Origin of the sequence: Micromonospora sp. NPDC007208 (assembly GCF_042869175.1) — a bacterium.
GTDB lineage: Bacteria > Actinomycetota > Actinomycetes > Mycobacteriales > Micromonosporaceae > Micromonospora > Micromonospora foliorum.
The window spans coordinates 207,647-232,245 of the sequence record NZ_JBIAFG010000008.1 but is presented as its reverse complement, the minus strand read 5'-3'; the positions used below and the strand labels follow the sequence as shown (position 1 = coordinate 232,245).

General features: G+C 70.1%; 21 protein-coding genes. 16 read left to right on the top strand and 5 right to left on the bottom strand.

Annotation, left to right across the window (positions count from 1 at the left end; translation table 11 throughout):
* Window positions 1–108: 108 nt before the first annotated feature.
* On the top strand, window positions 109–1,383 hold the full coding sequence (locus ACFYL6_RS18730) for a cellulose binding domain-containing protein (RefSeq protein WP_387172580.1): 1,275 nt from the start codon (window positions 109–111) through the stop codon (window positions 1,381–1,383).
* Between the two features lie 96 nt (window positions 1,384–1,479).
* Here ACFYL6_RS18730 and ACFYL6_RS18725 read toward each other — a convergent pair whose 3' ends face one another.
* Together ACFYL6_RS18725 and ACFYL6_RS18720 are read right to left on the bottom strand one after the other, a co-directional pair.
* Window positions 1,480–1,914: an SRPBCC family protein gene (locus tag ACFYL6_RS18725; protein WP_354944045.1), complete on the bottom strand. Its 435-nt coding sequence runs from the start codon at window positions 1,912–1,914 to the stop codon at window positions 1,480–1,482.
* A gap of 18 nt (window positions 1,915–1,932) precedes the next feature.
* Entirely contained in the window at window positions 1,933–3,396 is a 1,464-nt protein-coding gene (locus ACFYL6_RS18720) for a multicopper oxidase family protein (RefSeq protein ID WP_387172578.1), read from the bottom strand.
* A gap of 223 nt (window positions 3,397–3,619) precedes the next feature.
* Between ACFYL6_RS18720 and ACFYL6_RS18715 the strand changes: the two genes are divergently transcribed.
* Genes ACFYL6_RS18715 through ACFYL6_RS18705 form a run of 3 tightly spaced genes read left to right on the top strand, consistent with a single transcriptional unit; the run spans window position 3,620 to window position 6,113 of the window.
* Window positions 3,620–4,804: a sensor histidine kinase gene (locus ACFYL6_RS18715; protein WP_387172576.1), complete on the top strand. Its 1,185-nt coding sequence runs from the start codon at window positions 3,620–3,622 to the stop codon at window positions 4,802–4,804.
* Window positions 4,801–5,481, top strand: coding sequence for a response regulator transcription factor (locus ACFYL6_RS18710; protein ID WP_238657161.1), 681 nt, complete (start codon window positions 4,801–4,803; stop codon window positions 5,479–5,481). Before ACFYL6_RS18715 ends, ACFYL6_RS18710 begins: the two co-directional genes overlap by 4 nt.
* Before the next feature lie 20 nt (window positions 5,482–5,501).
* On the top strand, window positions 5,502–6,113 hold the full coding sequence (locus ACFYL6_RS18705) for a PadR family transcriptional regulator (protein WP_387172574.1): 612 nt from the start codon (window positions 5,502–5,504) through the stop codon (window positions 6,111–6,113).
* Between the two features lie 52 nt (window positions 6,114–6,165).
* On the opposite strand, the gene ACFYL6_RS18700 is transcribed toward ACFYL6_RS18705, so the two are convergent.
* The gene (locus tag ACFYL6_RS18700) at window positions 6,166–7,863 is read right to left on the bottom strand and encodes an MFS transporter (protein WP_387172571.1); all 1,698 of its coding nucleotides are present in this window, start codon (window positions 7,861–7,863) and stop codon (window positions 6,166–6,168) included.
* A 163-nt stretch (window positions 7,864–8,026) separates the two neighbouring features.
* Entirely contained in the window at window positions 8,027–9,565 is a 1,539-nt protein-coding gene (locus ACFYL6_RS18695; RefSeq protein WP_387172569.1) for an aminotransferase class III-fold pyridoxal phosphate-dependent enzyme, read from the bottom strand.
* 127 nt (window positions 9,566–9,692) lie between these two features.
* Here ACFYL6_RS18695 and ACFYL6_RS18690 point away from each other — a divergent pair, with 127 nt between their 5' ends.
* The 6 genes from ACFYL6_RS18690 (at window position 9,693) to ACFYL6_RS18665 (ending at window position 16,798) form a co-directional block, all read left to right on the top strand.
* Window positions 9,693–10,718: a methyltransferase gene (locus ACFYL6_RS18690; RefSeq protein ID WP_238657157.1), complete on the top strand. Its 1,026-nt coding sequence runs from the start codon at window positions 9,693–9,695 to the stop codon at window positions 10,716–10,718.
* 82 nt (window positions 10,719–10,800) lie between these two features.
* The gene (locus ACFYL6_RS18685) at window positions 10,801–11,919 is read left to right on the top strand and encodes a sensor histidine kinase (RefSeq protein WP_387172567.1); all 1,119 of its coding nucleotides are present in this window, start codon (window positions 10,801–10,803) and stop codon (window positions 11,917–11,919) included.
* Window positions 11,916–12,575, top strand: coding sequence for a response regulator (locus tag ACFYL6_RS18680; RefSeq protein WP_387172565.1), 660 nt, complete (start codon window positions 11,916–11,918; stop codon window positions 12,573–12,575). The genes ACFYL6_RS18685 and ACFYL6_RS18680 overlap by 4 nt, the downstream gene beginning before the upstream one ends.
* Window positions 12,576–12,684: 109 nt before the next feature.
* Window positions 12,685–14,760, top strand: coding sequence for a multicopper oxidase family protein (locus ACFYL6_RS18675; protein WP_387172564.1), 2,076 nt, complete (start codon window positions 12,685–12,687; stop codon window positions 14,758–14,760).
* Window positions 14,761–14,848: 88 nt separating this feature from the next.
* Window positions 14,849–15,970, top strand: coding sequence for a ScyD/ScyE family protein (locus ACFYL6_RS18670; RefSeq protein ID WP_387172562.1), 1,122 nt, complete (start codon window positions 14,849–14,851; stop codon window positions 15,968–15,970).
* 129 nt (window positions 15,971–16,099) lie between these two features.
* Window positions 16,100–16,798, top strand: coding sequence for a response regulator (locus ACFYL6_RS18665; protein WP_387172560.1), 699 nt, complete (start codon window positions 16,100–16,102; stop codon window positions 16,796–16,798).
* A gap of 16 nt (window positions 16,799–16,814) precedes the next feature.
* On the opposite strand, the gene metK is transcribed toward ACFYL6_RS18665, so the two are convergent.
* The gene (gene metK / locus ACFYL6_RS18660; protein ID WP_238657151.1) at window positions 16,815–18,002 is read right to left on the bottom strand and encodes a methionine adenosyltransferase; all 1,188 of its coding nucleotides are present in this window, start codon (window positions 18,000–18,002) and stop codon (window positions 16,815–16,817) included.
* Window positions 18,003–18,233: 231 nt separating this feature from the next.
* Between metK and ACFYL6_RS18655 the strand changes: the two genes are divergently transcribed.
* The 6 genes from ACFYL6_RS18655 (at window position 18,234) to ACFYL6_RS18630 (ending at window position 24,595) form a co-directional block, all read left to right on the top strand.
* The gene (locus ACFYL6_RS18655) at window positions 18,234–19,022 is read left to right on the top strand and encodes an AfsR/SARP family transcriptional regulator (RefSeq protein ID WP_307850467.1); all 789 of its coding nucleotides are present in this window, start codon (window positions 18,234–18,236) and stop codon (window positions 19,020–19,022) included.
* A gap of 81 nt (window positions 19,023–19,103) precedes the next feature.
* Window positions 19,104–20,366, top strand: a complete 1,263-nt coding sequence (locus ACFYL6_RS18650) for a beta-ketoacyl-[acyl-carrier-protein] synthase family protein (RefSeq protein ID WP_387172558.1) — start codon at window positions 19,104–19,106, stop codon at window positions 20,364–20,366.
* Window positions 20,363–21,583, top strand: coding sequence for a ketosynthase chain-length factor (locus ACFYL6_RS18645; RefSeq protein ID WP_387172556.1), 1,221 nt, complete (start codon window positions 20,363–20,365; stop codon window positions 21,581–21,583). Before ACFYL6_RS18650 ends, ACFYL6_RS18645 begins: the two co-directional genes overlap by 4 nt.
* The gene (locus ACFYL6_RS18640; RefSeq protein ID WP_091394932.1) at window positions 21,580–22,638 is read left to right on the top strand and encodes a methyltransferase; all 1,059 of its coding nucleotides are present in this window, start codon (window positions 21,580–21,582) and stop codon (window positions 22,636–22,638) included. The genes ACFYL6_RS18645 and ACFYL6_RS18640 overlap by 4 nt, the downstream gene beginning before the upstream one ends.
* Window positions 22,639–22,653: 15 nt before the next feature.
* Window positions 22,654–22,980 (top strand): antibiotic biosynthesis monooxygenase, encoded by a 327-nt coding sequence (locus tag ACFYL6_RS18635; protein ID WP_210781784.1) that lies wholly within the window; start codon window positions 22,654–22,656, stop codon window positions 22,978–22,980.
* A complete protein-coding gene (locus tag ACFYL6_RS18630) occupies window positions 22,973–24,595 on the top strand; it encodes an FAD-dependent oxidoreductase (RefSeq protein ID WP_387172554.1) in 1,623 nt (540 codons plus the stop codon). The genes ACFYL6_RS18635 and ACFYL6_RS18630 overlap by 8 nt, the downstream gene beginning before the upstream one ends.
* The last annotated feature ends 4 nt before the right edge of the window (window positions 24,596–24,599 follow it).

Here is a 24,599-nt window from a genome sequence, read left to right as displayed (position 1 = left end):
TGCCGAGGGCTGCACCCCTCCCGCCGCCTTCCCGGTCGGTGACCAGTCCGGGCCCCCGTCGATGCCAGGCGACCGTTGACGGTCGCCCAACGGCAAGGAGCCCAATCCATGCTGAAACGCAGACTTTTCCTCCCATCCATCGCGGCCGCGGCGCTTCTGCTCGCGGCCACCACCGGCGGCGCGTTGAGCGGCGGCTTCGGTGCGACGGCGGCGGCCGCGACCAACGGCACCCTCGCGGCGACCGCCGGGTGCGGCAAGGCCCCGACACTCGCCAGCGGGACGCGCACGATTCAGAGCAGCGGCCAGAGTCGTACGTACAACCTGCGGATCCCGGACGGGTACGACCGGAACCACCCCTACCGCCTGATCTTCGGCTTCCATTGGTTGAACGGCTCGGCCAACAACGTCACCTCGGCCGGCTACTACGGGCTCCAGCCGCTGTCGAACAACAGCACGATCTTCGTCGCGCCCCAGGGTCTCGACGCCGGTTGGGCCAACACCAACGGGCGGGACCTGACCCTGTTCGACGACATCTCCCGGCAGATCGAGAACGACCTCTGCGTGGACACCACCCAGCGGTTCGCCCTGGGCTGGAGCTACGGCGGGGCCATGAGTTACGCGGTGGCCTGCGCCCGACCCACGATCGTCCGCGCGGTCACCGTCATCTCCGGCGGCAACCTCAGCGGATGCAACGGCGGCACCCAGCCCGTCGCCTACTTCGGCATCCACGGCATCTACGACAGCGTGCTGAACATCTCCCAGGGTCGGCAGCTGCGCGACACGTTCGTGCGGAACAACGGCTGCACCGCGCAGAGCCCGCGCGAACCGAGCCGGGGCAGCCTCACCCACATCACCACCGCGTACGCGGGATGCCGGTCCGGCTACCCCGTGCAGTGGGCGGCGTTCGACGGGGACCACACCCCCAGTCCGGTGGACGGGTCGGGCAGCCCGAACGACTCGCGGACCTGGACCTCGGGTGAGATCTGGAGGTTCTTCAGTCAGTTCGAGTCGACCACGCCTCCGACGACCCCGCCGCCGACCGACCCGCCGCCGACCACCCCGCCGCCGACCGGCGAACCGGGCACCTGCACCGCCACCTACCGGACGCTCAACACCTGGCCCGGCGGCTTCCAGGCCGAGGTGACAGTGGCCAACAACTCCACCTCGCCCCTGAACGGCTGGACCGTGGGCCTGACCCTGGCCAGTGGTCAGGCCATCAGCAGCCTCTGGAGCGGCACCAACACGGGCACCACCGGCAGCGTCACCGTCAGGAACGCCGCCTACAACGGCACGGTCGGCCCGAACGCCTCGACCAACTTCGGTTTCACCGCCACGGGCAACGGTGCCACCGCACCCAGCAGTGTCACCTGCACCAGCCCCTGACCGGGCAGGGTGAGGGCCCGGAGCCGAGTGGCTCCGGGCCCGCAGGTGACATCCGCCAGCGGCAGCTGACGCCGGCGCTCCCGTCGCACGCTGCGCTCAGGCTTCGCTCTCCAGCAGGTCGCGAAGGGCATCGAGGGCGGCGATCTCCTCCTCGAACGTCTTGCCGACGACCGGGCCGAGGAAACGCGACAGCCCGCTCGGCTGCCACGCCAGCTTCAGCGTGAGCTGGGTCCCGCCGCCACCGGCCGGCGTGAGCGTGTATTCGCCCTGGGTGCGTACCACACTGCCGGTGGCCTGGAACGCCAAGCGCCGGCCCGGCTCGAACCCGGTCACCTCGTAGTCGGCCGGGATGCGGCTCCCACCGGGGCCCTTGAGTCCCTGTTTGTAGCGAGCGCCGACCCCCTCGCCCGAGACGCGCGCGACGTCGAGCACGTTGGGGCGCCAGCGCGCGTCGTTCTCGCCACGGGCGAGAAAGGCGAAGACGTCCTCAGGAGTCCGTCCGATCTGCACAGTCTTCTCTGCCGAGGGCACAAGAAACCTTTCTCAGGGTCAGGGAACGATTTTCATCTGTGCCATCATCCCACTCGCGGAATGGTCGATCATGTGGCAATGGTAGACATACCGGCCAAGGTAGGGCCCGAACGTCGTCTGGAGTCGGACCGTCTCGCCGGGCCCCACCGAGACGGTGTCCTTCACCCCGGCCTCGCCCGGCGCCGGTGGCTGGCCGTTGCGGGCGAGCACCCGGAACTGGACCAGGTGGGGGTGGAAGTTGTGCGGGATACCGAAGAGGGTGTCGCCGTTGGTCACCGTCCACACCTCGGTCGTGTTGCGCTTGATCTCGGTGTCGACCCGGTCGGCGTCGAACTGCTGCCCGTTGATGAGGAACTGGCCGGTGGCCGGGTTGAAGTTGAGCGTGAACGCCCGCTCCTTGGTGGCCGCGGGCAGCGCGGGGATGGTGCTCAGCCGGTCGGGCACCCGGCTGGTGTCGGCGGCGGCCCGGTTGACGTCGAAGCGCAGCACCGGCCCGGCCACGGCGTCGTCGAGGAAGACCTGGCTGCCGACCGGGAACGCGCCGAAGTCGACGACGATCTCGATCCGCTCACCGGGCGTCAGGCTCCACGAGCGGATCGGCGTCGGCCCGGCGAGCAGCCCGCCGTCACTCGCGATCTGGGCGACCTCGGCATCGTTGCCGAGCCGCAGCGTGAACGTGCGGAGGTTGGACGCGTTGACGAAGCGCAGCCGGTACTTGCGGGCGGCCACCTGGAAGTAGGGCTGCGGCTTGCCGTTGACGAGGATCGTGTTGCGGAACTGGAAGTCGTCGTGTTCGAAGACCAGGCTCGCGTCCTCGGCGAACCGCGCGTCGCGCAACATGATCGGGATGTCGTGGTTGCCGGACGGCAACCGGAGTTCGTCCTGGGCTGGGTCGTCGATCAGGAAGAAGCCGGCGAGCCCGCGGAACACGTGCTCGGCCTCCATGTGATGGGCGTGGTCGTGATACCAGAGCGTGGCGGCCCGCTGCTTGTTGGGATAGCTGTAGATCCGACTCTTGCCCGGGTCGAGCACGTCGGTCGGGAACCCGTCGCTGCTCGACGGGGTGTGGCCTCCGTGCACATGCACCGCGGTCGGCATGTCGAGGTGGTTGCTGTGCGCGATGACCGCGAGCCGGCCCGTCTTGACCCGGAACGTCGGCCCGGGAAACTGCCCGTCGTAGGTCAACACCTCGGTACGCGTCCCCGCCAGGATCTCCGCCTGAGCCTTACGGGTGGAAACGACGTAGAAGTCGGTGTTGCTTACCGAGGCGATCGGCTGCTGCACGGGCGGTATCGGCATCCGGACAGCGAACGGGGCGGTGACGGCCGCGACGTGTGCCGTCTTCCCGTGGCCGGTGTGGGTGCCGTGGGCCGGCGTCGCGGACGGGGTGGATCCGCGGGCCGCTGCCGCCGCGGTGCCCGTGACCAGCGCGGCTGCTCCGGCGGTGGCACCGACCTTCATGACGTTGCGTCTGCTCACCATTGGTCGCTCCACTCCTGGTTGTCGAGTTCTCGGGTGAACTGTCGCGGAGGCCCCTCGACGCGTCGTCGAAAGCTGATCGCGGCAAGTGTGGATTTAACCTTAAGTTTTGGTGTGACTACCAAAAGCTAAGCTTCGATGCTTCCAACGGTGTGCGGGGAGACCGTAGACTCGTGCGAGTAGTCGGCCGTGACAACTCATAAGAGGCCGATCCGATCTGAGTGCTTTGTCGCCCACGCATGGGGGGTCGGCGACACGGCGGGCAGCCGGCGCTGGGGAGAGCCGTTCGGGCCCGCACCTGGGGAGCAATAGGGCACACACCGGGGGATCCGCAATGGTTGTTGGAAACGATGCGCTGCGGAGGACCGCTGCCGAGGTTCTCGAACGCAGGCGTCAACCGATTCTTGCCGCCTACCGTCAGCGTCTTGCCGCTGCGAGTGACGATCTCGCTGGGGCCGCTGACCTGATCGACAGCTACACAGCACAGGCCGACGTCCTGGTGCGGGAGACGATTGCCGGGATTCGCCGCGAGACCACCGATCCGCTGTCGACACCGCCGCCGGCGGTGTCCACCGAGGACGCCGAACTTCACCCACGCGAGTGCTTCCGCGCGGTCGTCGCGCTCGCCGACATCGTGTTGGCCGACGCGCTGAAGCAGTTGTGTGGCCAGCCCGACCAGAGCGCGATCCTGGCGTTGGTCGCCGACGCGCTCACCCGTACGACACTGACCCGGCTGCTCGACTCGAGTTCGCGCTATGCCGCCGGCCTGATGAACGAGGTCCACCAGGCGCAGATCGCAGAGCGCTCGCTGATCGCGCGCGAGCTGCACGACCGGCTGGGCCACAGCCTCAGCGCGGCGTACCGGAACCTGGAGGCCCACGAGCTCGCCCAGGAACGACGCCACGACGACGTCGACCGTCGGGTGGTCATCGCCCGTGAGTCGCTGCACGACGCGGTCGGCTATCTGCGGGTGCTCATCGCCGATCTTCGGCTCTCTCAGCCGCTCGGGTCACTCGACGAGGCACTGGCCAACTTCCTGTCGACGGTCGAGACCGGCGAGACGCGTCTGCACACCGAGATCAACGGCGACGAGTCGTGGGTACCGCCCGAGGTGCTCGACGAGGTGTTCCTGGTCGTCCGCGAAGCGCTGCGCAACGCGGTCGCCCACGCCGGCGCTCGCGTGATCCATGCGGTCGTCGACATCACCCCGCACGAGCTGCGGGCGACCGTCGCCGACGACGGGGTGGGCTTCGACCTCGCGACGGCGCGCGACGGCTCCGGCCTGCGCGCGATGGCCGAGCGCGCCGCCGCCGTCGGTGGTCGCCTCGCGGTGCGCGCGACGGGCCACCAGGGCGTTTCGGTCGAGCTGGTCGTGCCGCTGCTCGCCGTCGGGGCGGGGGCCGGCCGGTGACCGCCACGATGATCGAGCCGACCCGCATCGTGCTGGTCGACGACCACGTCGTGGTGCGCGACGGCCTCCGGGAGATCCTCGACGCCCAACGCGACCTCGTGGTCGTCGGCGAGGCGGGCGACAGCTGCGCCGCGGTCAACGAGATCCGAGCCCGCCAGCCCGACATCGTGCTGCTCGACGTGCAGATCCCCGGCGACGGGGTGACCACGACGGTCCGTCGGATCCGCGACGTCGCGCCGGCGAGTCGGGTCATCATCCTCAGCATGTTCGACGGCCCGACGCTGCTGCGCGAGTTGTTGACCCTCGGCATCTGCGGTTACCTGCTGAAGAACTCGACGCGCCAGGAGTTGGTGGCTGCGATCCGCGGCGCCCGCGCCGATGACGCGCCCGTCATGCTGGCCGTGTCCCGCGAGAGCCTGACCCAGGTGCAGGGGCCGGTGCACAGCACGCTGTCGGACCGTGAGCGCGAGGTCCTGCAGTTGGTCGGTCAGGCGATGAGCAACGCCCAGATCGCCGGCCGGCTCTGCCTGTCGGAGGCGACGGTCAAGCGCCACCTGCGCAACATCTTCGCCAAGCTCGGTGCGGTGTCGCGCATCGACGCGGTCAACAGGGCCATCGCGGCTTCGCTGATCGCTCTGCCGAGGCTCTGCGTCGACCCGACCTTTCACGGGGGATAGCAGTCGGCTCAAGGATTGCTATGGGTAACTTGCCCGCAAACGGGCACTCGTGTTGGACTAATGCCGTGAATAGCACTCGCCTGTTCGTACTCGGAGCGCTCGCGCGTGGGGGCCCCATGCATGGGCACCAGATCCGCCGGGCGGCCCAGGTGGACCGTACCGAGCTGTGGAGCGACGTCAAGCCGGGGTCGCTCTACGGCGCGCTCCACCGAATGCAGGTCGAGGGCGTCATCGAGGCGGTCCGGACCGAGCAGGATGGCAACCGACCCGCCCGCACGATCTACGCGATCACCTCGGCCGGTGCGGCGGAGCTGATCGACCACCGCGACGAGGCGCTGCGTGACACCAAGCTCCGTCACGACCCGGTCGACCTGGCCCTGCAGAACGTGATCGACCTCGAAGAGGACGCGCTGCGCGCGATCATCGTCGCGCGCCGGAAGGCTCTCGCCGCGCAGCTCGACTCGTGGCTCGCGCTCCGAGAGTTGGCGGCGCCCCACATTCGTGGTCTGGAGTGGACGACCTTCCGTCATACCGAGCTCCGTCTCCGTACCGAGCTCGCCTGGCACGACGAGCTGCTCGACCAGTTGCCCAAGCTGATGGCCAACCAACCGACATCGATGACCACGTCCTGAGAGCGCCAGCCCTGGCCCCCGGTGTTACACCCGGGCCAGGGCTGGCGGCTTGTCACTGGGCGGGTTCGGGCGCGGTGGTCACGTTCCAATCGGGCTTGCTCGCCTCGGCCCAGGGCTCTTCGGGTCGGCGGGGCAGCAGGTAGACGAGCAGGAAGGTGAGGATCACGCCGATCAGGACGGCGCCGACCGTCCACTGGACCGCGCGGTTGAAGTTGGTCTCCAGTGCCGAGGTGGCCGCGCTGTCGAAGGCCTCGCCGACCGCGCCCGGCGCCGAGTCCGCGCAGCCGGGCGGCGTGGCTGTCGGATCCGACGCGCGTGACTGGCGGATGAAACAGTCGGCGAAGGTGGTCGTCGCCGTGCTCGCCTGCGCTGGCGGCAGGCCCGCTGCCACGAGCGATGCCTGGAGCTCGGGGCTCGCCTTCTCCGCGGCCGTCGCCGAGTAGGAGCCGAGCGTCCCGAAGAGGACCACGCCGGCCACCGCGACGCCGATCGCCTGGCCGAGACGCTGGGCGGTGCCGAGCACGCCGCTGGCCGCGCCCGCGTCCTGCCAGGGCACGCCGGCCAGCACGATCTCGACGCTCGGCGCGATCACCAGGCCCGAGCCGAAGCCGGCGAAGAGCAGGGCCGGCAGTAGCTCCAGGCCGGAGCCCCACCAATGGATCGTCGCGATGATGCCCACCATGCCCACGATCACGATGCCCGCTCCGAGCATCAGCACACCGCGGCCGAGCGCACGGGCGACGTTGTCGGAGATGGCCGCGCCGACCAGGGTGCCGAACGAGAACGGCAGCAGGATCAGGCCCGTCGTCAGGGCGGACTTTTCCAGGCCGATCTGCAGGTGCAGCGAGAGCGCGAAGAGCAGGCCGATGAAGCCCGCGAAGTAGCAGAGGCTGATGCCGACGCCGGCGGAGAACGAGCGGTGGGCGAACAGGCGCATGCTCACCAGCGGGACCTGGGCGCGTCGGGCGCGGCGCAACTCCCACACCGCGAAGACCGCCAGCGCGGGCAGCGCCGCTGCCATGGAGACGAACGTCCACGCCGGCCAGCCCAGGCGCTGGCCCTCGACCAGGGGAACGGCCAGCAACAGGACGGCGGCCGAGACGAGCAGCATGCCGATCACGTCGAGCCCACCGCGGCGGCCTCGCGACTCGGGCACCAGGATCAGCGCGGCGACGAACGTGGCCAGGCCGATCGGCACGTTGAGCAGGAACACCGGCCGCCAGTCCCAGCCGCCGAGGTCCCACGCGATCAGCAGGCCGCCGAGGAGCGGGCCGCTGGCGGTCGCGATGCCGCCGATCGCGCCGTAGATCCCGTAGGCCTTGCCGGTCTCCTTCGCCGGGAACGTGGTCTGGATCAGCGCCAGCACCGGCGGGTTGAGGATGCCGGCCATCATGCCCTGCACCACCTGGAACGCGATCAACTGGTTGGGGGTGGCCGCGAGCGCCGACGCCGCCGACGCCGCCGTGAACCCGGCGACACCGATGAGGAACAGCTTGCGGTGGCCGAAGCGGTCACCGATCCGACCGGCGGGGATGAGCAATAGGCCGTAGCCGAGCGCGTAGCCGGCGATGACCCACTCCATGGCCGTGTAGGTCGACTTGAGGTCGCGCTGGATCGGGGCGACCGCGACATTGACGATTGTCGTTGCCAGCAGGATCATGAACGCCCCGGCCAGAACGACGGCCAGGATCAGCCATCGGCGCGGGTTGGGTGGTGCGGCGCTGTGTTCGTCGGTCCAGCTCTCCGTCATCGCGTTCCTCCTGAAGTCGGACGGGGGTCGGCAGCGGACCCACCCTTCCGACTACACGCCGTTGCGTACGATTAGTCAAGTACGGCTATTTGCGTATGACCTGTACGGCACATGGGGAGGGCCCGGGTCAGGAGCTGACCCGGGCCCGGTAACGCAAAGGCGGCTACGACCAGTCGGAGGAACCCGAACCCCACTCGGAGGAACCGGAGCCCCACGCGGACGTCGCTGGCCAGGCCAGGTCGAAGGGGAAGTCGTTGGCCCGAAGCTCCAGCGTGCTCTCCAGCACGGCGTCGGTCAGCCGGTCGACGTCGGCGTCGCTGTGGGCGCCGCCGGCGAAGAACATCGGCATGCCGAGCGTGTAGATGCCGCGCTTGCGGAGCAGCAGCGTGAGGATGAACGTCGCGGGGTTGAGTGCCCGCGAGTAGACCCGGTAGTCGGTGTAGGAGTCTTCCGGGAGGAACTGGAAGCACCCGATGTAGTCGCCGAACCCCACCATGCGCAGCGGGATCCCCTCGGCGGCCCGGAACGCGGCCAGCCGCGCCTGGACCCGGTCGACCTTGGCCCGCAGGTCGGTGTAGTAGGCGGGTCCCTTGTCCCGGAGCAGCTGGAGCGTGGCCAGCGACGCCGCCACCGACAGGTAGTTGCCGGTGTGGCTGCCCTGTAGGCCGGTCTTCTGGCCGAAGTCGGTCCACGACTGGCCGCTGGTCTGCGAGATGTCGAGGATGTCGGCCCGACCGCCGATCGCCGACAGCGGCAGCCCGAGCCCGCTGATCACCTTGCCGTAGGTGACGAGGTCGGTCGGGATGTCGAACTTCTGCGCGGCGCCGCCGAGCCCCGAACGGAAGCCCGTCAGCACCTCGTCGAGGATGAACGGCACCCCGAGCCGCTGGGCGGCCACCGCCACCTCGCGGATCATCGGGATCGTCGTCTCCTCGAACGGGAACGACGAGGCGGCCGGCTCGGCCAGGATGCAGGCCAACTCACCCGCGTGGCGCTCGATCAACTCGACCGCGAGCGCGGTGTCGTTGGGCAGGATCAGCAGGTCGCGCGGCTCGGCCGGTGTGACGCCGGCGAACGCCGAGACCAGCGGGATGCCGTCCTTGCCGATCTCCGGGAACGGCACCGCGGGATGCCCGTGGTACCAGGGCGCGGTGTTGTGGACGGCCAGGTCGTGGGACCCGTGCAGGGTGCCCTCGAACTTGGCGACCATCCGGCGCCCGGTGTGCGCACGGCAGAGCCGGATCGCCGACTGGGTGGCGCCCGTACCCGAGTGTTGGAAGGCGAACTTCTCGTTGTGCGGGAGGATCTCCCGCAGCAGCGTCGCGAGCTGCAGCTCCAGCGCGTTGGTGTAGCCGTTGCCGGTGCCCTTGCCGAGGTGCTCCCGGACGAAGTCGACGACCGGGGCCGGGTTGTGACCGTGCAGCGCCTGAGCGCCGTACCCCATGTGGCAGTCGAGGTAGTCGTTGCCGTCGATGTCGGTCAACGTCGAGCCGCTGGCGGTGGCCGCGATGACCGGGAACGGCGGCGCCTGGAACGGCCAGAACACGTGCGCGGCGGCGTCGACCGCCCTCAGTTGCTCGACGTGCGCGGCCGAGGCACCCTGGCGCGCGCCGATCTCGCCGAACAGCTCGTAGACCCACTTCTGCTGCATGAGGTCCTGAATGACCTCGATCGCTCCGCGCTCCTGGTGGCTGGCGCCCATCGTGTCCCCTTCGCATGGCGGCCGTGACAGGCGCAGCCTGCGCCCGCCCACTCGAACCCGGCTGGAGAACCGGTCGATCGACCCGGCTTCGAGCCGGTCTCGAGCGCCGTCGTCGAAGCTCGCCGCCATGACGGAAAATCGGGTCAATCTCTACTCGCTGACCGACACGATCACGCCGTGGGCAGTGCGGGCCGCGGCGACGCTCGGCCTCGCCGACCTGATCGCCGCGGGCACCACCACGCTCGACGAGCTCGCCGCGGCGACGAAGGCCAACCCCGACGCGCTGCACCGGCTGCTGCGCTACCTCTCGGTCCGCGGCGTCTTCAAGGAGACCGAGCCGCGGGTGTACGCCCTGACGGAAGCCGCCGAGTTCCTCAAGACCGACCACCCCGCCGCCCAGCGCCCCTGGCTCGACGTCGACTCGATGGCCGGCCGGATCGAGGGCACGTTCAGCTCGCTTACCCACTCGATCCGTACCGGCGACGCGGCGTACCCCGTGCGTTACGGCATCGAGTTCTGGGACGACCTGGCCACCAACCCCGACCGGGCCACGTCGTTCGGCGCGCTGATGGCCACCCACGCGAGCTACTTCGACCAGGTCGTGCAGGGCTACGACTGGAGCACCGTCAACCACGTCATCGACGTCGGCGGCGGCACCGGCGCCCTGCTCACCGAGATCCTCAAGGCCCAGCCGCACCTGCGCGGCACCGTGGTCGACCTGCCGGGCGTGGTCGAGCAGGGCCGGGCCCGGTTCGAGGCGGCGGGCATCGCCGACCGGGCCGAGGTCGTCAGCGGAAGCATCTTCGACCCGCTCCCGGCCGGCGCCGACGTCTACATCCTGTCGAACGTCCTGCACGACTGGAACGACAGCTCCGCCGAGAAGATCCTCCAGCGGGCGGCGGACGCGATCGGCACGACCGGCAAGGTGCTGATCGTGCAGATCCTGGTGAAGGACGAGAACGACAACTTCCCCGACGACCCGGCCCGGCTGATGTTCATCACCCAGATGGACCTGCGCCTCCTCTCGCTGATGGCGGGCAAGGCGAGGACCTGGCGTGAGTACGCCGAACTGGGCGAGAAGGCCGGGCTCCAGGTGGACGGCAGCACGGTGATCCCCACCGGGCAGACCCTGCTCACTCTCCGCCGCGGCTGATGGCACGGGCCCCTTGCTGACGGTTTCCGGTTGGGAAGGGGCCCTCGCTAACGGACCGTGCGCGCGTCGTACCGTTGCGGACATGAACCCGGCCGTCCGACGGATCGCGATCGATGCCCTCATCGCGGTCGTCGTCGCGGCCGTGGTGGCGGTGGCGATCCGGGTCGCCGACGAGCCCGGTGCCCGGCCGCCGGACGCGCGCGCCTACGCGATCGGCGCGGTGATCGGGCTCCTGCTGGTCTTCCGGCGGCGCTGGCCGCTGCTGGTGCTCGTCGGCTCGGTCACCGCGCTGATGATCTACTACGCGCTCGAGTACCCGGGCATCCCGCCCGCCCTTCCGCTGGCCGCCGCCCTCTTCTCCGTCGCGGCCGCCGGCCGGTTCACCTGGGCGCTCGTCGTCGCCGGGTTCTTCGTCGTCCTTGAGCTGATCATGCGGTACACGCTGCTCGGCGAGGGGTTCTTCCCCGCCCTCTCGGCCACCCTCGAAGAGGGCTCGCTGCTCGCGGCCGTGGTGCTGCTCGCCGAGACGATCCGCACCCGCCGGATCCGGCTGGCCGAGGCACAACAGCGTCTCGCCGTCATGCGCCAGGAACGTCAACACGAGGTCGCCCAGGAGCGGCTGCGCATCGCCCGCGAGGTCCACGACGTCCTCGGCCACACGATCGCCGCGATCAGTGTGCAGGCGAGCCTCGCCGACGACATCTTCGACAGCAAGCCGGCCGAGGCGCGGGCCGCGCTGCGGAGCATCCGGGGCGCGGCGCGCGACGCGATGCACGAGGTCCGTTCGGCGATCGGCATGCTCCGCGACGCCGGGGAGGTGCCCGACCTGGCCCGTGTCTTCGCGGTCGCCGAGCAGGCCGGCGTGAAGGTGCGGTCGGGGATCGCCGGCACCCCGCGCCCGATCCCGCCGGAGGTGGCGCTCTCGGTCTACCGGATCGTGCAGGAGTCGATCACCAACACGGTCAAACACGCAGAAGCGACGACAGTCGACGTCACCATCACCTACGCGGGTCGCGCCGTCACGGTGGAGATCGTCGACGACGGGGTCGGCGCCGGGGCGAGCCGGAGAGGGCACGGGATGGCCGGCATGCGGGAACGGGCCACGGCGGCCGGCGGATCCCTCGAGGCCGGGCCCCGGCCGGAGGGTGGGGGGTTCCGAGTGGCCGCGCGGCTGCCGGTCGAGGTGGAGGAGACAGCGTGACGATCCGGATGGTGCTGGCGGACGACCAGACGCTCGTGCGGGCCGGCTTCCGGGGCCTGCTCGACCACAGCGACGACCTGGAGGTGGTCGGTGAGGCGTCCAACGGTGCCCAGGCTGTCGAGATGGTCGCCGCGACCCGGCCGGACATCGTGCTGATGGACGTGCGGATGCCCGTACTCGACGGCGTGCGGGCCACCGCCGCGATCGTCGAGCGGTTCCCGGCCGTGCGGGTCATCGTCCTGACCACCTTCGAGCTCGACGAGTACGTCTTCGAGGCGCTGCGCGCCGGCGCGAGCGGGTTCCTGCTCAAGGACATCGAGCCCGACGAGCTGCGCCAGGCGGTGCGGGTGGTGGCCGGCGGCGACATGCTGATCTCACCGCGGGTGACGAGTCGGCTGGTGAGCGCGTTCGTCAGCAAGGTCGCGCCGACGCCTGTCGACGGCGGCCGGCTGGCGGTGTTGACCGACCGCGAGCGCGAGGTGATGAGCCTGGTGGCCAACGGGCTGACGAACGAGGAGATCGGGCGCCGACTGTCGATGAGCCCCGCCACGGCCCGTACCCACGTCCACCGGGCCATGGTCAAGCTCCGCGTCCGCGACCGCGCGCAACTCGTCGTCCTCGCCTACCAGACCGGGCTCGTCGCGCCCGGCAGCTAGCCAACTACGGCACTTGTTTCGCAGGCGGTGCCGGCTACGGCGATCGCCGTACGAATCCGCCGTTCCTCAACGGATGCCGCGTGGTGCGCGTCCTTCGTATGTTGGCGTCATGTTTGAGGTCGGAGAGAACGCCGATGGGATCCTGGCCGGGGTCCTGTTCCTGATCTGGCTGTCCGCGGCGATCCTCGCCACGCGGCTGGCCTGGCGGCCGACGCCCGAGGCGCTGCGCAAGAGCGCCCGTCGGCTGCTGCGTCTGCTCGTCGCCGCGCTGGTGGTGCTGGTCGTCAAGTGTGTCGCGATCGGGCTGATGCTCGCCGTCGACTGGATCTTCGCCGACAACCGCGTGATCGTGCAGATGCCGCTCCTGCTGCTGCCGATGCTGGCGGTCGCCGTCTGGACCGTGCCGGGCCTGCGCGCCCTGGCCAACCGCGACGACGCGCCTGTCGACGTCGAGACGCGCTCCGCCGCCGCCAATCCCCGATTCGTCGTGCCGGTCCAGGTGACGGCCGTGGCGACTGTCGTCGGCGTCTACTTCGCGTACGTGTCCCGTCCGGTCCCGTCCTACCTCGACGACATCGCGACCCACGCGGCGCCGATCCTGCTGTCGGTGTTGGTGCTGTGGCTCTGGCAGGGGCGTCGCCTGCGGATTGTCACCGCTACCGACTTCGCGCGCCGTGGCCGGCGGGCCAGCGCCCTACGCGCCACCGCGCAGGCCGCCGTCGCGGTCCTCGTCGTCGCCGCCGGCGTCACCTACGCGGCCCAGAGCAGCCGGCTGCCCGACCGGATGTCCATGACGTCCCACGACAACGTCGACTACGGCGGCGGCCCCTCGATCGGCCACGGCGGTCATGGCGGCACCTCCGTCGACGACCTGCGTGGGCCGCGGACCGGCAAGCCCAACAAGGCCTTCACCCTGACCGCGAAGAAGGCCACGGTACGGCTGTCGTCGGGCACCGAGATCGAGGCGCTCACGTACAACGGTCAGTCGCCCGGGCCGGAGCTGCGGGTCCGTGAGGGCGACCTCGTCGAGGTGACGCTGCACAACGAGATCCCCGACGAGAACGTGACGATCCACTGGCACGGCCTCGACGTGCCCAACGGTGAGGACGGCGTGGCCGGCGCGACGCAGAACGCGGTGGAGCCGGGCGGCACCTTCACCTACCGGTTTGTCGCCGAGCAGGTCGGCACCTTCTGGTACCACACCCACCAGAACCCGCTGGAGGCGATCCGGCGGGGCCTGTTCGGCGCACTGATCGTCGAGCCGCGCGACGGCCCACCACCCGGCGAACGGGACTTCGTCGTGCAGGCCCACGAGTGGCGTACGCCGGACGACAACATCGTCTCGTTCGGCACCAGCGACACCTTGCAGCGCCAGGAGGTCGCCCCGGGCACGCCGGTGCGGCTGCGCCTGATCAACACCGACAACAACCCGTCCACCGACAGCCGCCCGCGCTCCCTGACGGTCACCGGCACGCCGGTGCGGGTCGCGGCGATCGACGGGGTCGACGTCAACGGCCCGACCCCGCTGACCGACCCGCGGTTCGGGTTGGCGACCGGTGGGCGCTACGACGTGACGTTCACGATGCCGGCGGGCCCGGTACGCCTGACCGACCTCGCCAACCGCGACGGCGGGCTGGTGCTGGCGCCACCGGGCGACACCTCGACGCCGAAGATCGTCGACGACGGGGACCAGTTCGACCCGCTCTCGTACGGCTCCGGGGGCTCCCGACCCTTCGACGCGGGCTCGTCGTACGACCGCTCGTTCACCCAGCTCCTGGACGACCGGCTGTCCTTCTACAACGGCGGACTGCACCTGGTGCCGATCATCAACGGGCACAGCTTCCCCGACACGCCGACGCTGATGGTCCGGATGGGCGACGTGGTCAAGGTGCGGATCGTCAACCGCAGTCACCAGAACCACCCGATGCACCTGCACGGCCACCACGCGTTGGTGCTGTCCCGGAACGGGGTCCGCGCGACCGGGTCGCCGTGGTGGATCGACAGCCTCGACGTGATCCCCGGCCAGATCTACGAGATCGGCTTCACGGCGGACAACCCGGGGCTCTGGATGGACCACTGCCACAACCTCGACCACGCGGCCAACGGCATGGTGATGCACCTCGCCTACGAAGGCGTGACATCCCCCTACGAGCTGGGGCGCGGCACTCCCAACCAGCCCGAGTAGGCGAGCCTGTCGAGCCTTCCTCCACCGGGCCTCGAGGCAACGCCGGCAGCGTCGTTCGCATCCGAACCCCTCTTGCTGAGGAGAACCCATGCTCGACGCGATGCGACGAACGTTGTCGCTGGCCGTGCCGCTGCTACTGGTGGCCGGCATTGCCGCGCCCGCCAATGCGGCCACCTCGACCACTGGGCGACTGACCGTCGTCGCCCGCAACCTCGACAACCCACGCGGTGTCGCCATCGACCGGGCCGGCACCGTCTACGTCGCCGAGGCCGGGCTCGGCGGCGACGACGTGTGCATCCCCGGCACGTTCGGTACCAACCTCTGCTACGGCTCGACAGGTGCGATCACGGCGGTCCGTCACGGCTGGCAGAAGCGAGTCGTGACGGGTCTGCCGTCGCTGCGGAGCACCGGCGCCGGCTTCTCCGTCTACGGCGCCCACGACCTGGCCTTCGACCGGCAGGGCAAGCTGTTGGTGGCGATGGGCTACAGCACCGACCCGGTCTCGCGCGACCTGCTCGGGGCGGCCGGGGCCACGATGGGAACCATCCTCCGGGTCGAGGGGAAGCGCCGCTGGTCGGTCGTCGGCGACCTCTCCGCCTTCGAGGGTCAGAACAACCCCGACGGTGTCATCCCGGAGAGCCAGCCCTACGCCGTCGTCGCCGACGGGCGGGACGTCTACGCGCTCGACGCGGCCGCCAACGACGTGCTCCGGATCGACCGCCGCGGTGTGGTCACGGCCGAACACGTCTGGCCGCAGGAGCAGGTGCCGGCGCCGCCGGAGTGGGGCCTCCCGCCCGGCTCGACGACGCCGATCCAGTTCGTGCCGGTCACCATCACCCGCGGCCCGGACGGCGCTCTCTACATCGGACAGCTGACCGGGCACCCGTTCCCGAGCGGCGGCGCCCGGGTGTGGCGGCTGGTGCCCGGGCAGGAGCCGACGATCTTCGCGACCGGCTTCACCAACATCATCGACATCGCGTTCGACAAGCGCGGCCGGCTGGTCGTGCTGGAGATCGCGAAGAACGGGCTCAGCTCGGGCGATTCCACAGGTGCGTTGATCCGCGTGGAGCGCGACGGTAGCCACCAGGAACTGGCGAGCACCGGCCTGGACTCCCCGATGTCGTTCGCCATCGCTCGCGACGGCAGCTTCTACATCGCCAACAAGGGCCTCGGTATCGGCGAGTTGGTCCGGCTGTCCACACGAGACTGACAGAATCGCGCGGCGATCGTGGCGTTCTTCGTGTCGGGAGGACGCCACGTTAGCTGTGGCGTCACACGTCCGCGATACGGTGCCACTCATGTGCACGCTGGCGGCGGGGGACGGGGTCTGGGGGTTAGGTTGACGCGGTCCGACGGCGGGTCTCCCGCCGGCGCCACCACCATCCTCATAGTCGACGACCACGCTCTCGTCCGCGAGGGGTTGCGCTGGGTGCTCGACGTCCACGCCGACCTCGACGTGGTCGACGAGGCGGGCGACTCGGCCACCGCGGTCGCCAAGGCGGCGTCGGAGCGTCCCGACGTGGTGTTGCTCGACGTCGAGATTCCCGGTGACGACCCGGTGGTCACGGTGCGCCGCATTCGTGAGGTGTCGCCCGACAGCGCGGTCGTCATCCTCAGCATGTACGACAGCCCTGGCCTGCTGCGCCGTCTGATCGCCGCCGGGGTGCGCGCCTACCTGCTCAAGAGCGTGGGTCGTGAGGAGCTGGTCGCCGCGATCCGCAAGTCGCGGGACGGCAGCGGCTCGGTGCTGCTCTCGGTCTCCGGCCAGAGCCTGGTGCAGGTGCAGAACGCGGAGTCCGCGATTCTGTCCCCCGCCGAGCTGGAGATCCTCCAACTCGCGGCCGAGGCGATGACCAATGCCCAGATCGCGCGCCGGCTCGACCTGACCGAGGCCACGGTGAAGAGCCACCTGCGTCGCATCTTCGCGAAGCTCGGCGCGGTCTCCCGCATCGACGCGGTCAACAAGGCGGTGGCAGCGTCACTGGTGACGCTGCCACACGACCGATTGGTACCGCGCCCTCGCCGCCCGCCGCCTTAGCGGTCGGGGAGGTTCCTCAACAAGCCGCCTTGAGATCCGCGGCGCGGTCCGTGCGCTCCCAGGTCAGGTCCGGGAGCTCACGGCCGAAGTGGCCGTAGGCCGCCGTCTGCTGGTAGATCGGACGCAGGAGGTCCAGGTCGCGGATGATCGCCGCCGGACGCAGGTCGAAGACCTCCCCGATCGCCTTCTCGATCCGGTCGAGCGGCACCGTCTCCGTGCCGAAGGTCTCCACGAACAGGCTCACCGGATGGGCCTTGCCGATCGCATAGGCCACCTGCGCCTCACACCGTTCCGCCAGGCCCGCGGCGACCACGTTCTTCGCCACCCACCGCATCGCGTACGCCGCCGACCGGTCGACCTTCGACGGGTCCTTGCCCGAGAACGCGCCACCACCGTGCCGGGCGTACCCGCCGTAGGTGTCGACGATGATCTTCCGTCCAGTGAGGCCCGCGTCGCCCATCGGGCCGCCGATCTCGAACCGCCCCGTCGGGTTGACCAGCAGCCGGTAGCCCTCGGTGTCGAGGTCGAGCGCCTCCAGCTCCGGCGTGATCACGTGGTTTCGGATGTCGGGGGTGAGCAGGTCGTCGAGGGAGATGTGGGCGGCGTGCTGCGTGGAGACCACGACGGTGTCCAGCCGGACCGGGCGGAGGCCGTCGTACTCGACGGTGACCTGGGTCTTGCCGTCCGGTCGCAGGTAGGGCACCGTTCCGTCCTTGCGGACGGCGGCCAGGCGACGGGCCAGACGATGGGCCAGCGCGATCGGCAGCGGCATCAGCTCCGGCGTCTCCGAGCAGGCGAAGCCGAACATCATGCCCTGGTCGCCGGCGCCCTGGGCGTCCAGCCCGCCGCCGGACGAACCGTCGCGCAGCTCGATCGCCGTGTCGACGCCCTGCGCGATGTCGGGCGACTGGGCACCGATCGAGATGCTGACGCCGCAGGAGGCGCCGTCGAAGCCCTTCTTCGACGAGTCGTACCCGATGCCCAGAACCGTTTCACGCACGATGCGTGGAATGTCGGCGTAGGCCTGCGTGGTGACCTCGCCCGCGACGTGGACCTGGCCGGTGGTGATCAGGCTCTCGACGGCGACCCGGCTGTGCGGGTCCTGCGCCAGTAGCGCGTCGAGGATCCCGTCGCTGATCTGATCGGCGATCTTGTCGGGATGGCCTTCGGTGACCGACTCGGAGGTGAAGAGGCGGCGCGACATGTGTGACTCCTAACCCAGGGGGCGGGGGGCCCGGCGAGTCTTCCCGCCTCCGGTGGAGGTTGCCTTGAGGAAGCATCGAGCGATCAAAGGGGTATCCGCCGTACAACTTTCGACACGCATCGATCCTCGGAAGAACCCGTGATCTCGCTACCTGCGGTCGTTCCGACACGCCCCGCTCATCCATAGCTTGAGAGCGTCTCGACGAGTGCTATGGGGAATGGGGGGACCACTGTGGTCAGGTACGAGATCCTCGGGTCGCTGGAAGTGATCCACGAAGGCCGGATCTGCACGCCGACGCCGCCGAAGGTGCGGACCGTGTTGGCGCTGCTGGTGATGCGGGCCAACCGGGTCGTTCTGGTCGACTCGATAATCCGGGAGCTGTGGGGTGACGATCCGGCGCGCAGCGCCGTCACCACGGTGCAGACCTACATCTACCACCTGCGCAAGCTCTTCGCGAAGGAGGGCATAGAGACCCCGGACCGGACCGTGCTGGAGAGCCGTGCGCGCGGCTACCTGCTCAGGGTGGAGCCGGGCCAACTCGACGCCGAGGTGTTCGAGACGATGCTCGACCAGGGTCGCTCGCACATCGAGTCGGACCGGCCCGAGGAGGGCGCCGAGGTGCTGCGGCGGGCGCTGGCCATGTGGACCGGGCCGGTGGGCGCCAACGTGACGTTCGGGCCGGCGCTGGAGGCCCACGCGATCCACCTGCAGGAGCAGTGGATCCGGGCGCTGGAGCTGCGCATCCAGGCCGACATCACGCTCGGCCGGCACCGCGAGCTGATCGGCGAGCTGCGCTACCTCGTGGGCACGTACCCGCTCAACGAGTGGTTCCACCGTCAGCTCATCGTGGCGCTCAACCGCTCCGGACGCCGGGGCGAGGCGTTGCAGGCGTACCACCACCTGCGCCGGGTGCTCAGTGAGGAGTTGGGCCTGGACCCTTCGCCTGACCTCCAACGGCTCCAGCGGGAGGTGTTGGCCGCCGGCGGACCTCTGCGCCCGGGGCTGGCCAGGGCCTCGTGACATGCCCTCGACCGACGCTCCAGCGCCGTTCGACCGGCCGTCCCTAGCTTTCACACGGACATCGCGGCCAGGAGGTCTTCCATGACGAGCACATCCGACCGTCGGGTGGTCATCACCGGGATTGGCGTCATCGCCCCCGGTGGACTGGGCACCAAGGCGTTCTGGGAACTGTTGACCGCTGGCCGCACGGCCACCCGTACCCTGTCGTTCTTCGACGCCACACCCTTCCGGTCACGGGTGGCCGCGGAGGCCGACTTCGACCCGGCCGCCGAGGGCCTGTCGCCGCAGGAGATCCGCCGGATGGACCGGGCGGCTCAGATGGCGGTGGTCTGCACCCGGGAGGCGCTGGCCGACAGCGGCTTCGAGGTAGTCGACCCGACCCGGGTCGGCGTGAGTGTCGGCACGGCGGTCGGGGCCACGATGAGCCTCGAAGAGGAGTACGTCGTGGTCAGCGACGGCGGCCGGAAGTGGCTGACCGACCACCGGTACGCCACCCCGCACCTCTACGACTATCTGGTGCCGAGCTCGTTCGCGCGTGAGGTGGCGTGGTCGGTCGGCGCGGAAGGTCCGGCGACGGTGGTCTCCACCGGCTGCACGTCGGGCCTCGACTCGGTCGGTCACGCCCGGGAGCTGATCCGCGAGGGCTCGGCTGACGTGATGATCGCCGGCGCGACCGACGCCCCGATCTCGCCGATCACGGTGGCCTGCTTCGACGCGATCAAGGCGACCACGGCCCGCAACGACGACGCGGAGCACGCGTCGCGGCCGTTCGACAACAGCCGCGACGGGTTCGTCCTCGGCGAGGGGTCGGCGATGTTCGTCCTCGAAGAGCTGGAGCACGCCCGCCGGCGAGGTGCGCAGATCTACGCCGAGCTGGTCGGGTTCGCCTCGCGCTCCAACGCGTTCCACATGACCGGCCTGCGGCCCGACGGGCGGGAGATGGCCGAGGCGATCCGTGTCGCGCTCGCCGACGCTCGGCTGCCCGGCGACGCCGTCGACTACATCAACGCGCACGGCTCGGGTACGAAGCAGAACGACCGGCACGAGACGGCGGCGTTCAAGCGGAGCCTCGGCGACCACGCGTACCGCACGCCGGTCAGCTCGATCAAGTCGATGATCGGCCACTCGCTGGGCGCCATCGGCTCGATCGAGATCGCGGCGTCGGCCCTGGCGATCAAGCACGGGGTGGTGCCGCCGACAGCCAACCTGCATGAACGCGACCCGGAGTGCGACCTCGACTACGTGCCGCTCACCGCCCGCGAGCAGCAGACCGACGTGGTGTTGAGCGTGGGTAGCGGGTTCGGCGGCTTCCAGAGCGCGATGCTCCTGGCGCGTGTGGCATGACCACTGTCGTCACCGGCGTCGGGGTGGCCGCGCCCAACGGGTTGGGCCGCGACGCCTTCTGGGCGGCCACCGTCGCCGGGGTGGGTGGCATCGGGCCGATCAGCCGTTTCGATCCGTCGGGATACCCCGCGCAGTTGGCCGGCGAGGTTCCCGGATACGAGGCGGCCGATCACATTCCGAGTCGGTTGATGGCGCAGACCGACCACATGACCCGGCTGTCGCTGACGGCGGCGCAGTGGGCGCTGGCCGATGCGTCCGTGGACCCGGCGGCGCTGCCCGAGTTCGGCATGGGTGTCGTCACGGCCAGTGCGTCGGGCGGCTTCGAGTTCGGCCATCGTGAGCTGGAGAAGCTCTGGAGCAAGGGCTCCGAGCACGTCAGCGCCTACCAGTCGTTCGCCTGGTTCTACGCGGTCAACACCGGCCAGATCTCGATCCGCCACGGGATGCGTGGGCCGACCGGGGTGCTCGTCACCGAGCAGGCGGGTGGGCTCGACGCGGTGGCGCAGGCCCGGCGCCAGGTGCGCAAGGGCGTGCAGCTCGTGATGACCGGTGGCGTCGACGCATCGCTCTGCCCGTGGGGCTGGACGGCCCAGCTCGCCAACGGCCTCCTCAGTACCGGGCGCGATCCGGCCACGGCGTTCCTGCCGTTCGATGCCAACGCGTCGGGCTACGTGCCCGGCGAGGGCGGGGCGATCCTCGTGCTGGAGGACGAGCACGCCGCTGCCCAGCGCGGGGCCGACGTCTACGGGGTGATCGCCGGATACGGCGCGACGTTCGACCCGCGGCCCGGCTCCGGCCGCCCACCGGGTCTGCGTCGGGCGGCCGAGATGGCAGTGTCCGACGCCTGTCTCACGCCGGCCGACATCGACGTCGTCTTCGCCGACGGCGCCGGGGTCGCGGAACTCGACCGGGTCGAGGCCGAGGCGATCACCGCCGTCTTCGGCCCACGTGGGGTGCCGGTGACGGCGCCCAAGACGATGACCGGCCGGCTCTACTCGGGCGGGGCGGCGCTCGACCTCGTCTCCGCGCTGCTGTCGATCCGACACGGTGTCATCCCGCCCACCACCAACATCCGCCAGCCGGCCGAGGGCCTGCACCTCGATCTGGTGCGCGACGTCGCGCGGGAGACACCCGTACGCGCGGCGCTCGTGCTCGCCAGGGGTTACGGCGGGTTCAACGCGGCCATGGTCGTGACCGACGAAAGGAATGGACGATGACCGACGCCAGCCTCGCCGCCGTCGCGAACTTCGACGAGCAGCAGGCACTTGACCTGCGTGAACGGCAGATCGCGGTGCTGGGGAGCGCCAAACAGATCGCCAACGTGATCTACGTGGTCACCGAGCTCGGCGTCGCCGACCTGCTCGTCGACGGACCGGTGCCGGTCGCCCAACTGGCGGCGGCCACCGAGTCACACGAGGACGCGCTGCGGCGGATCCTCCGCGCGGCCTCGGCGGTCGGCATCTTCGACGAGCAGGAGGACGGGTCGTTCGCGCTGACGCCGCTCGGCGAGGGGCTGACGTCGGCCCGGATCGGCGGGCTGCGGCCGATGGTGCAGTTCAGCGGCGCCGACTTCAACCGCCTCCCGTACGCGGAGATCCTGCACAGCGTCCGCACCGGCGAGCCGGCCTTCAACAAGGTCTTCGGCATGGGCTTCTACGACTACCTCCAGGCCCACCCGGAGGCCAACCGGTTCTTCGAGGGCTTCATGGCCCACTGGAGCCGGCGGCTTGCCGACCGGTTCGCGGCGGAGTTGGCGCCCGAGCGGTTCGGCCGGATCGCCGACATCGGCGGCAGCAACGGCTACTTCCTGGCCAAGATGCTCCAGCGCCACCCCGAGGGCACCGGCGTCCTCTTCGACCTGCCCGAGGTCGTGGCCGACGCCGAACCGCTGCTCAAGGAGCACGGTGTCACCGAGCGGGTCGAGGTGCGGGGCGGCGACTTCTTCACCGACGAGCTGCCGGCCGGTGCCGACGCGTACATCCTGAAGTCGATCGTCCACAACTGGCCGGACGACACCTGCGTCACGCTGCTGCGTCGGATCCGCGCGGCGATCGGCGACGCCGACTCCCGCCTGATCGCGATCGACCAGATCGTGCCGCCGCGCAACCAGTGGGACCACGCCAAGATCATCGACATCGACATGTTGGTGCTCTTCGGCGGCAAGGAGCGCGACCTCCGCGAATGGCAGGCGCTGTTCACCGCGTCCGGTTTCGAGCTGGTCAACACCCCCGCGTCCCGCGGCTGGGCCCTGCTCGAAGCGCGTCCGATCTAGGAAAGGAAGCCCGCAATGGCACACATCGGCATCGACCAGCCGGTCGTGACGATGGTCAACGTCTTCACCGTCGAGCCGGCCAACCAGCAGAAGCTCGTCGACATCCTGATCGAGGCGACCGACGCGGTGATGTCCAAGGTCGACGGGTTCGTGTCGGCGAACATCCACGCCAGCCTCGACGGGACCCGGGTCGTCAACTACGCGCAGTGGAAGAGCGAAGAGCACTTCACCGCGATGCTCCAGAACCCCGAGGTCCATCCCCACTTCGGCGAGGTACGCGCGATCGCCACGCCGGAACGCCACCTCTACAAAGTCGTCTACACGGAGGACGCTCATGTCTGACGGAAGCACCGACGTCCTGATCGTCGGCGGCGGCCCGGTCGGCCTGTCGACCGCGCTCTTCCTGGCCCGCAAGGGAATCCGGCCGATCCTTGTCGAACGTCGGCCCCGACTGTCGACGATCCCCCGCGCGACAGGCCTGCACGCCCGCACGGTGGAGATCTTCCGCACCGTCGGCCTGGAGCCGGCCGTCCAGCAGGCCGGCATGAAGATCGTCGGACCGGGCGCCGAACTCGACCTCGTCCGCGCCGGCCGCGCCACGCCACTGGTCATGCTCGGCGCCCAGTCGCTGGCCGACCTGCACAAGTCGTTCGTCATGGAGGCCCACGACGTCGACTACGACACGTTCACGCCGAGCTGGCCGATCTGGTGCGGCCAGGACCACTACGAGCCGCTGCTCCACGACGCCGCCGTCGAAGCGGGCGCGGAGATCCGCTTCCAGAACGAGCTGATCGGGCTGACCCAGGACCAGGACGGGGTGACCGCGACCGTCAACGACAACGGCACGACACGCACCATCCGGGCGCGCTATGTCGTCGCGGCCGACGGCGTGAAGAGCCCCGTCCGCGAACTGCTCCAGGTCGGCAACCGCAGCAACGGTGTCGCCGGGAACTTCGTCAGCATCATCTTCCGCGCCAAGGTCGACCTGCCCGACACGGCACCCCGGTTCACCCTGATCTACCTGATGAACAAGCTGGCCCAGGGTCTGCTGCTCTTCATCGAGCCGGGGCGGTGGATGTTCGGCGTCAACTACTACCCCGAGCGGGGGCAGTCGCCGGCCGACTTCACCCCGGAACGCTGCGTCGAGCTGGCCCGGATCGCGGCCGGCGACCCCGAGCTGGAGGTCGAGGTCGAGTCGGCCCAGCCCTGGGACGCGCGGCACATGGTCGCCGACGCGTACCAGTCCGGGCGGGTCTTCCTGGCCGGCGACGCCTGCCACGCCCACCCGCCGGCCGGCGGCTTCGGCGTCAACGCCGGCATCCAGGACGCGCACAACCTGGCGTGGAAGCTCGCCGACGTGCTGCAGGGGCGGGCCGACGAGAGCCTGCTCGACTCCTACGAAGCCGAGCGTCGTCCGGTCGGCGCCGCGACCGCCGACCAGGCGTGGATGCTCTTCCGCACCCGGGGTCAGCTCGCCGACGAGGACAAGGCCGCCTACCGGGACTTCGTCATCGTGACGATGGGCTACCGGTACACCTCGAACGCGATCGTCGGCGCACCCGCCGACACCGAGCTGCTGCCCCGCGAGCTGACCTTCACCGGCCAACCCGGATCGCGTGCCCCGCACGGCTGGGTCGACCACGACGGCGCTCGGGTGTCCACGATCGACGTACTGACCGAGGGCTGGACGTTGACCACCGCTCCCGGCGACGACGCCTGGCTCGCGGCGGCCGAGGCGGTCTCCGCGGAGACCGGGCTTCCGATCAGGGCGCTGACCGCCGGCCCCGACGGTGACCTCGCCGACGACGGCTCGTGGCTCGCGAGCTGTGGAGTCGGCTCCGGCGGGGCCCTGCTGGTACGCCCCGACGGCATCGTCGCCTGGCGCAGCGCCGGCCCGGTCGACGACCAGACGCAGACCCTGGCCGCTGCCCTGGCCACGATCCTGCGGGGAGCGTGAGCAG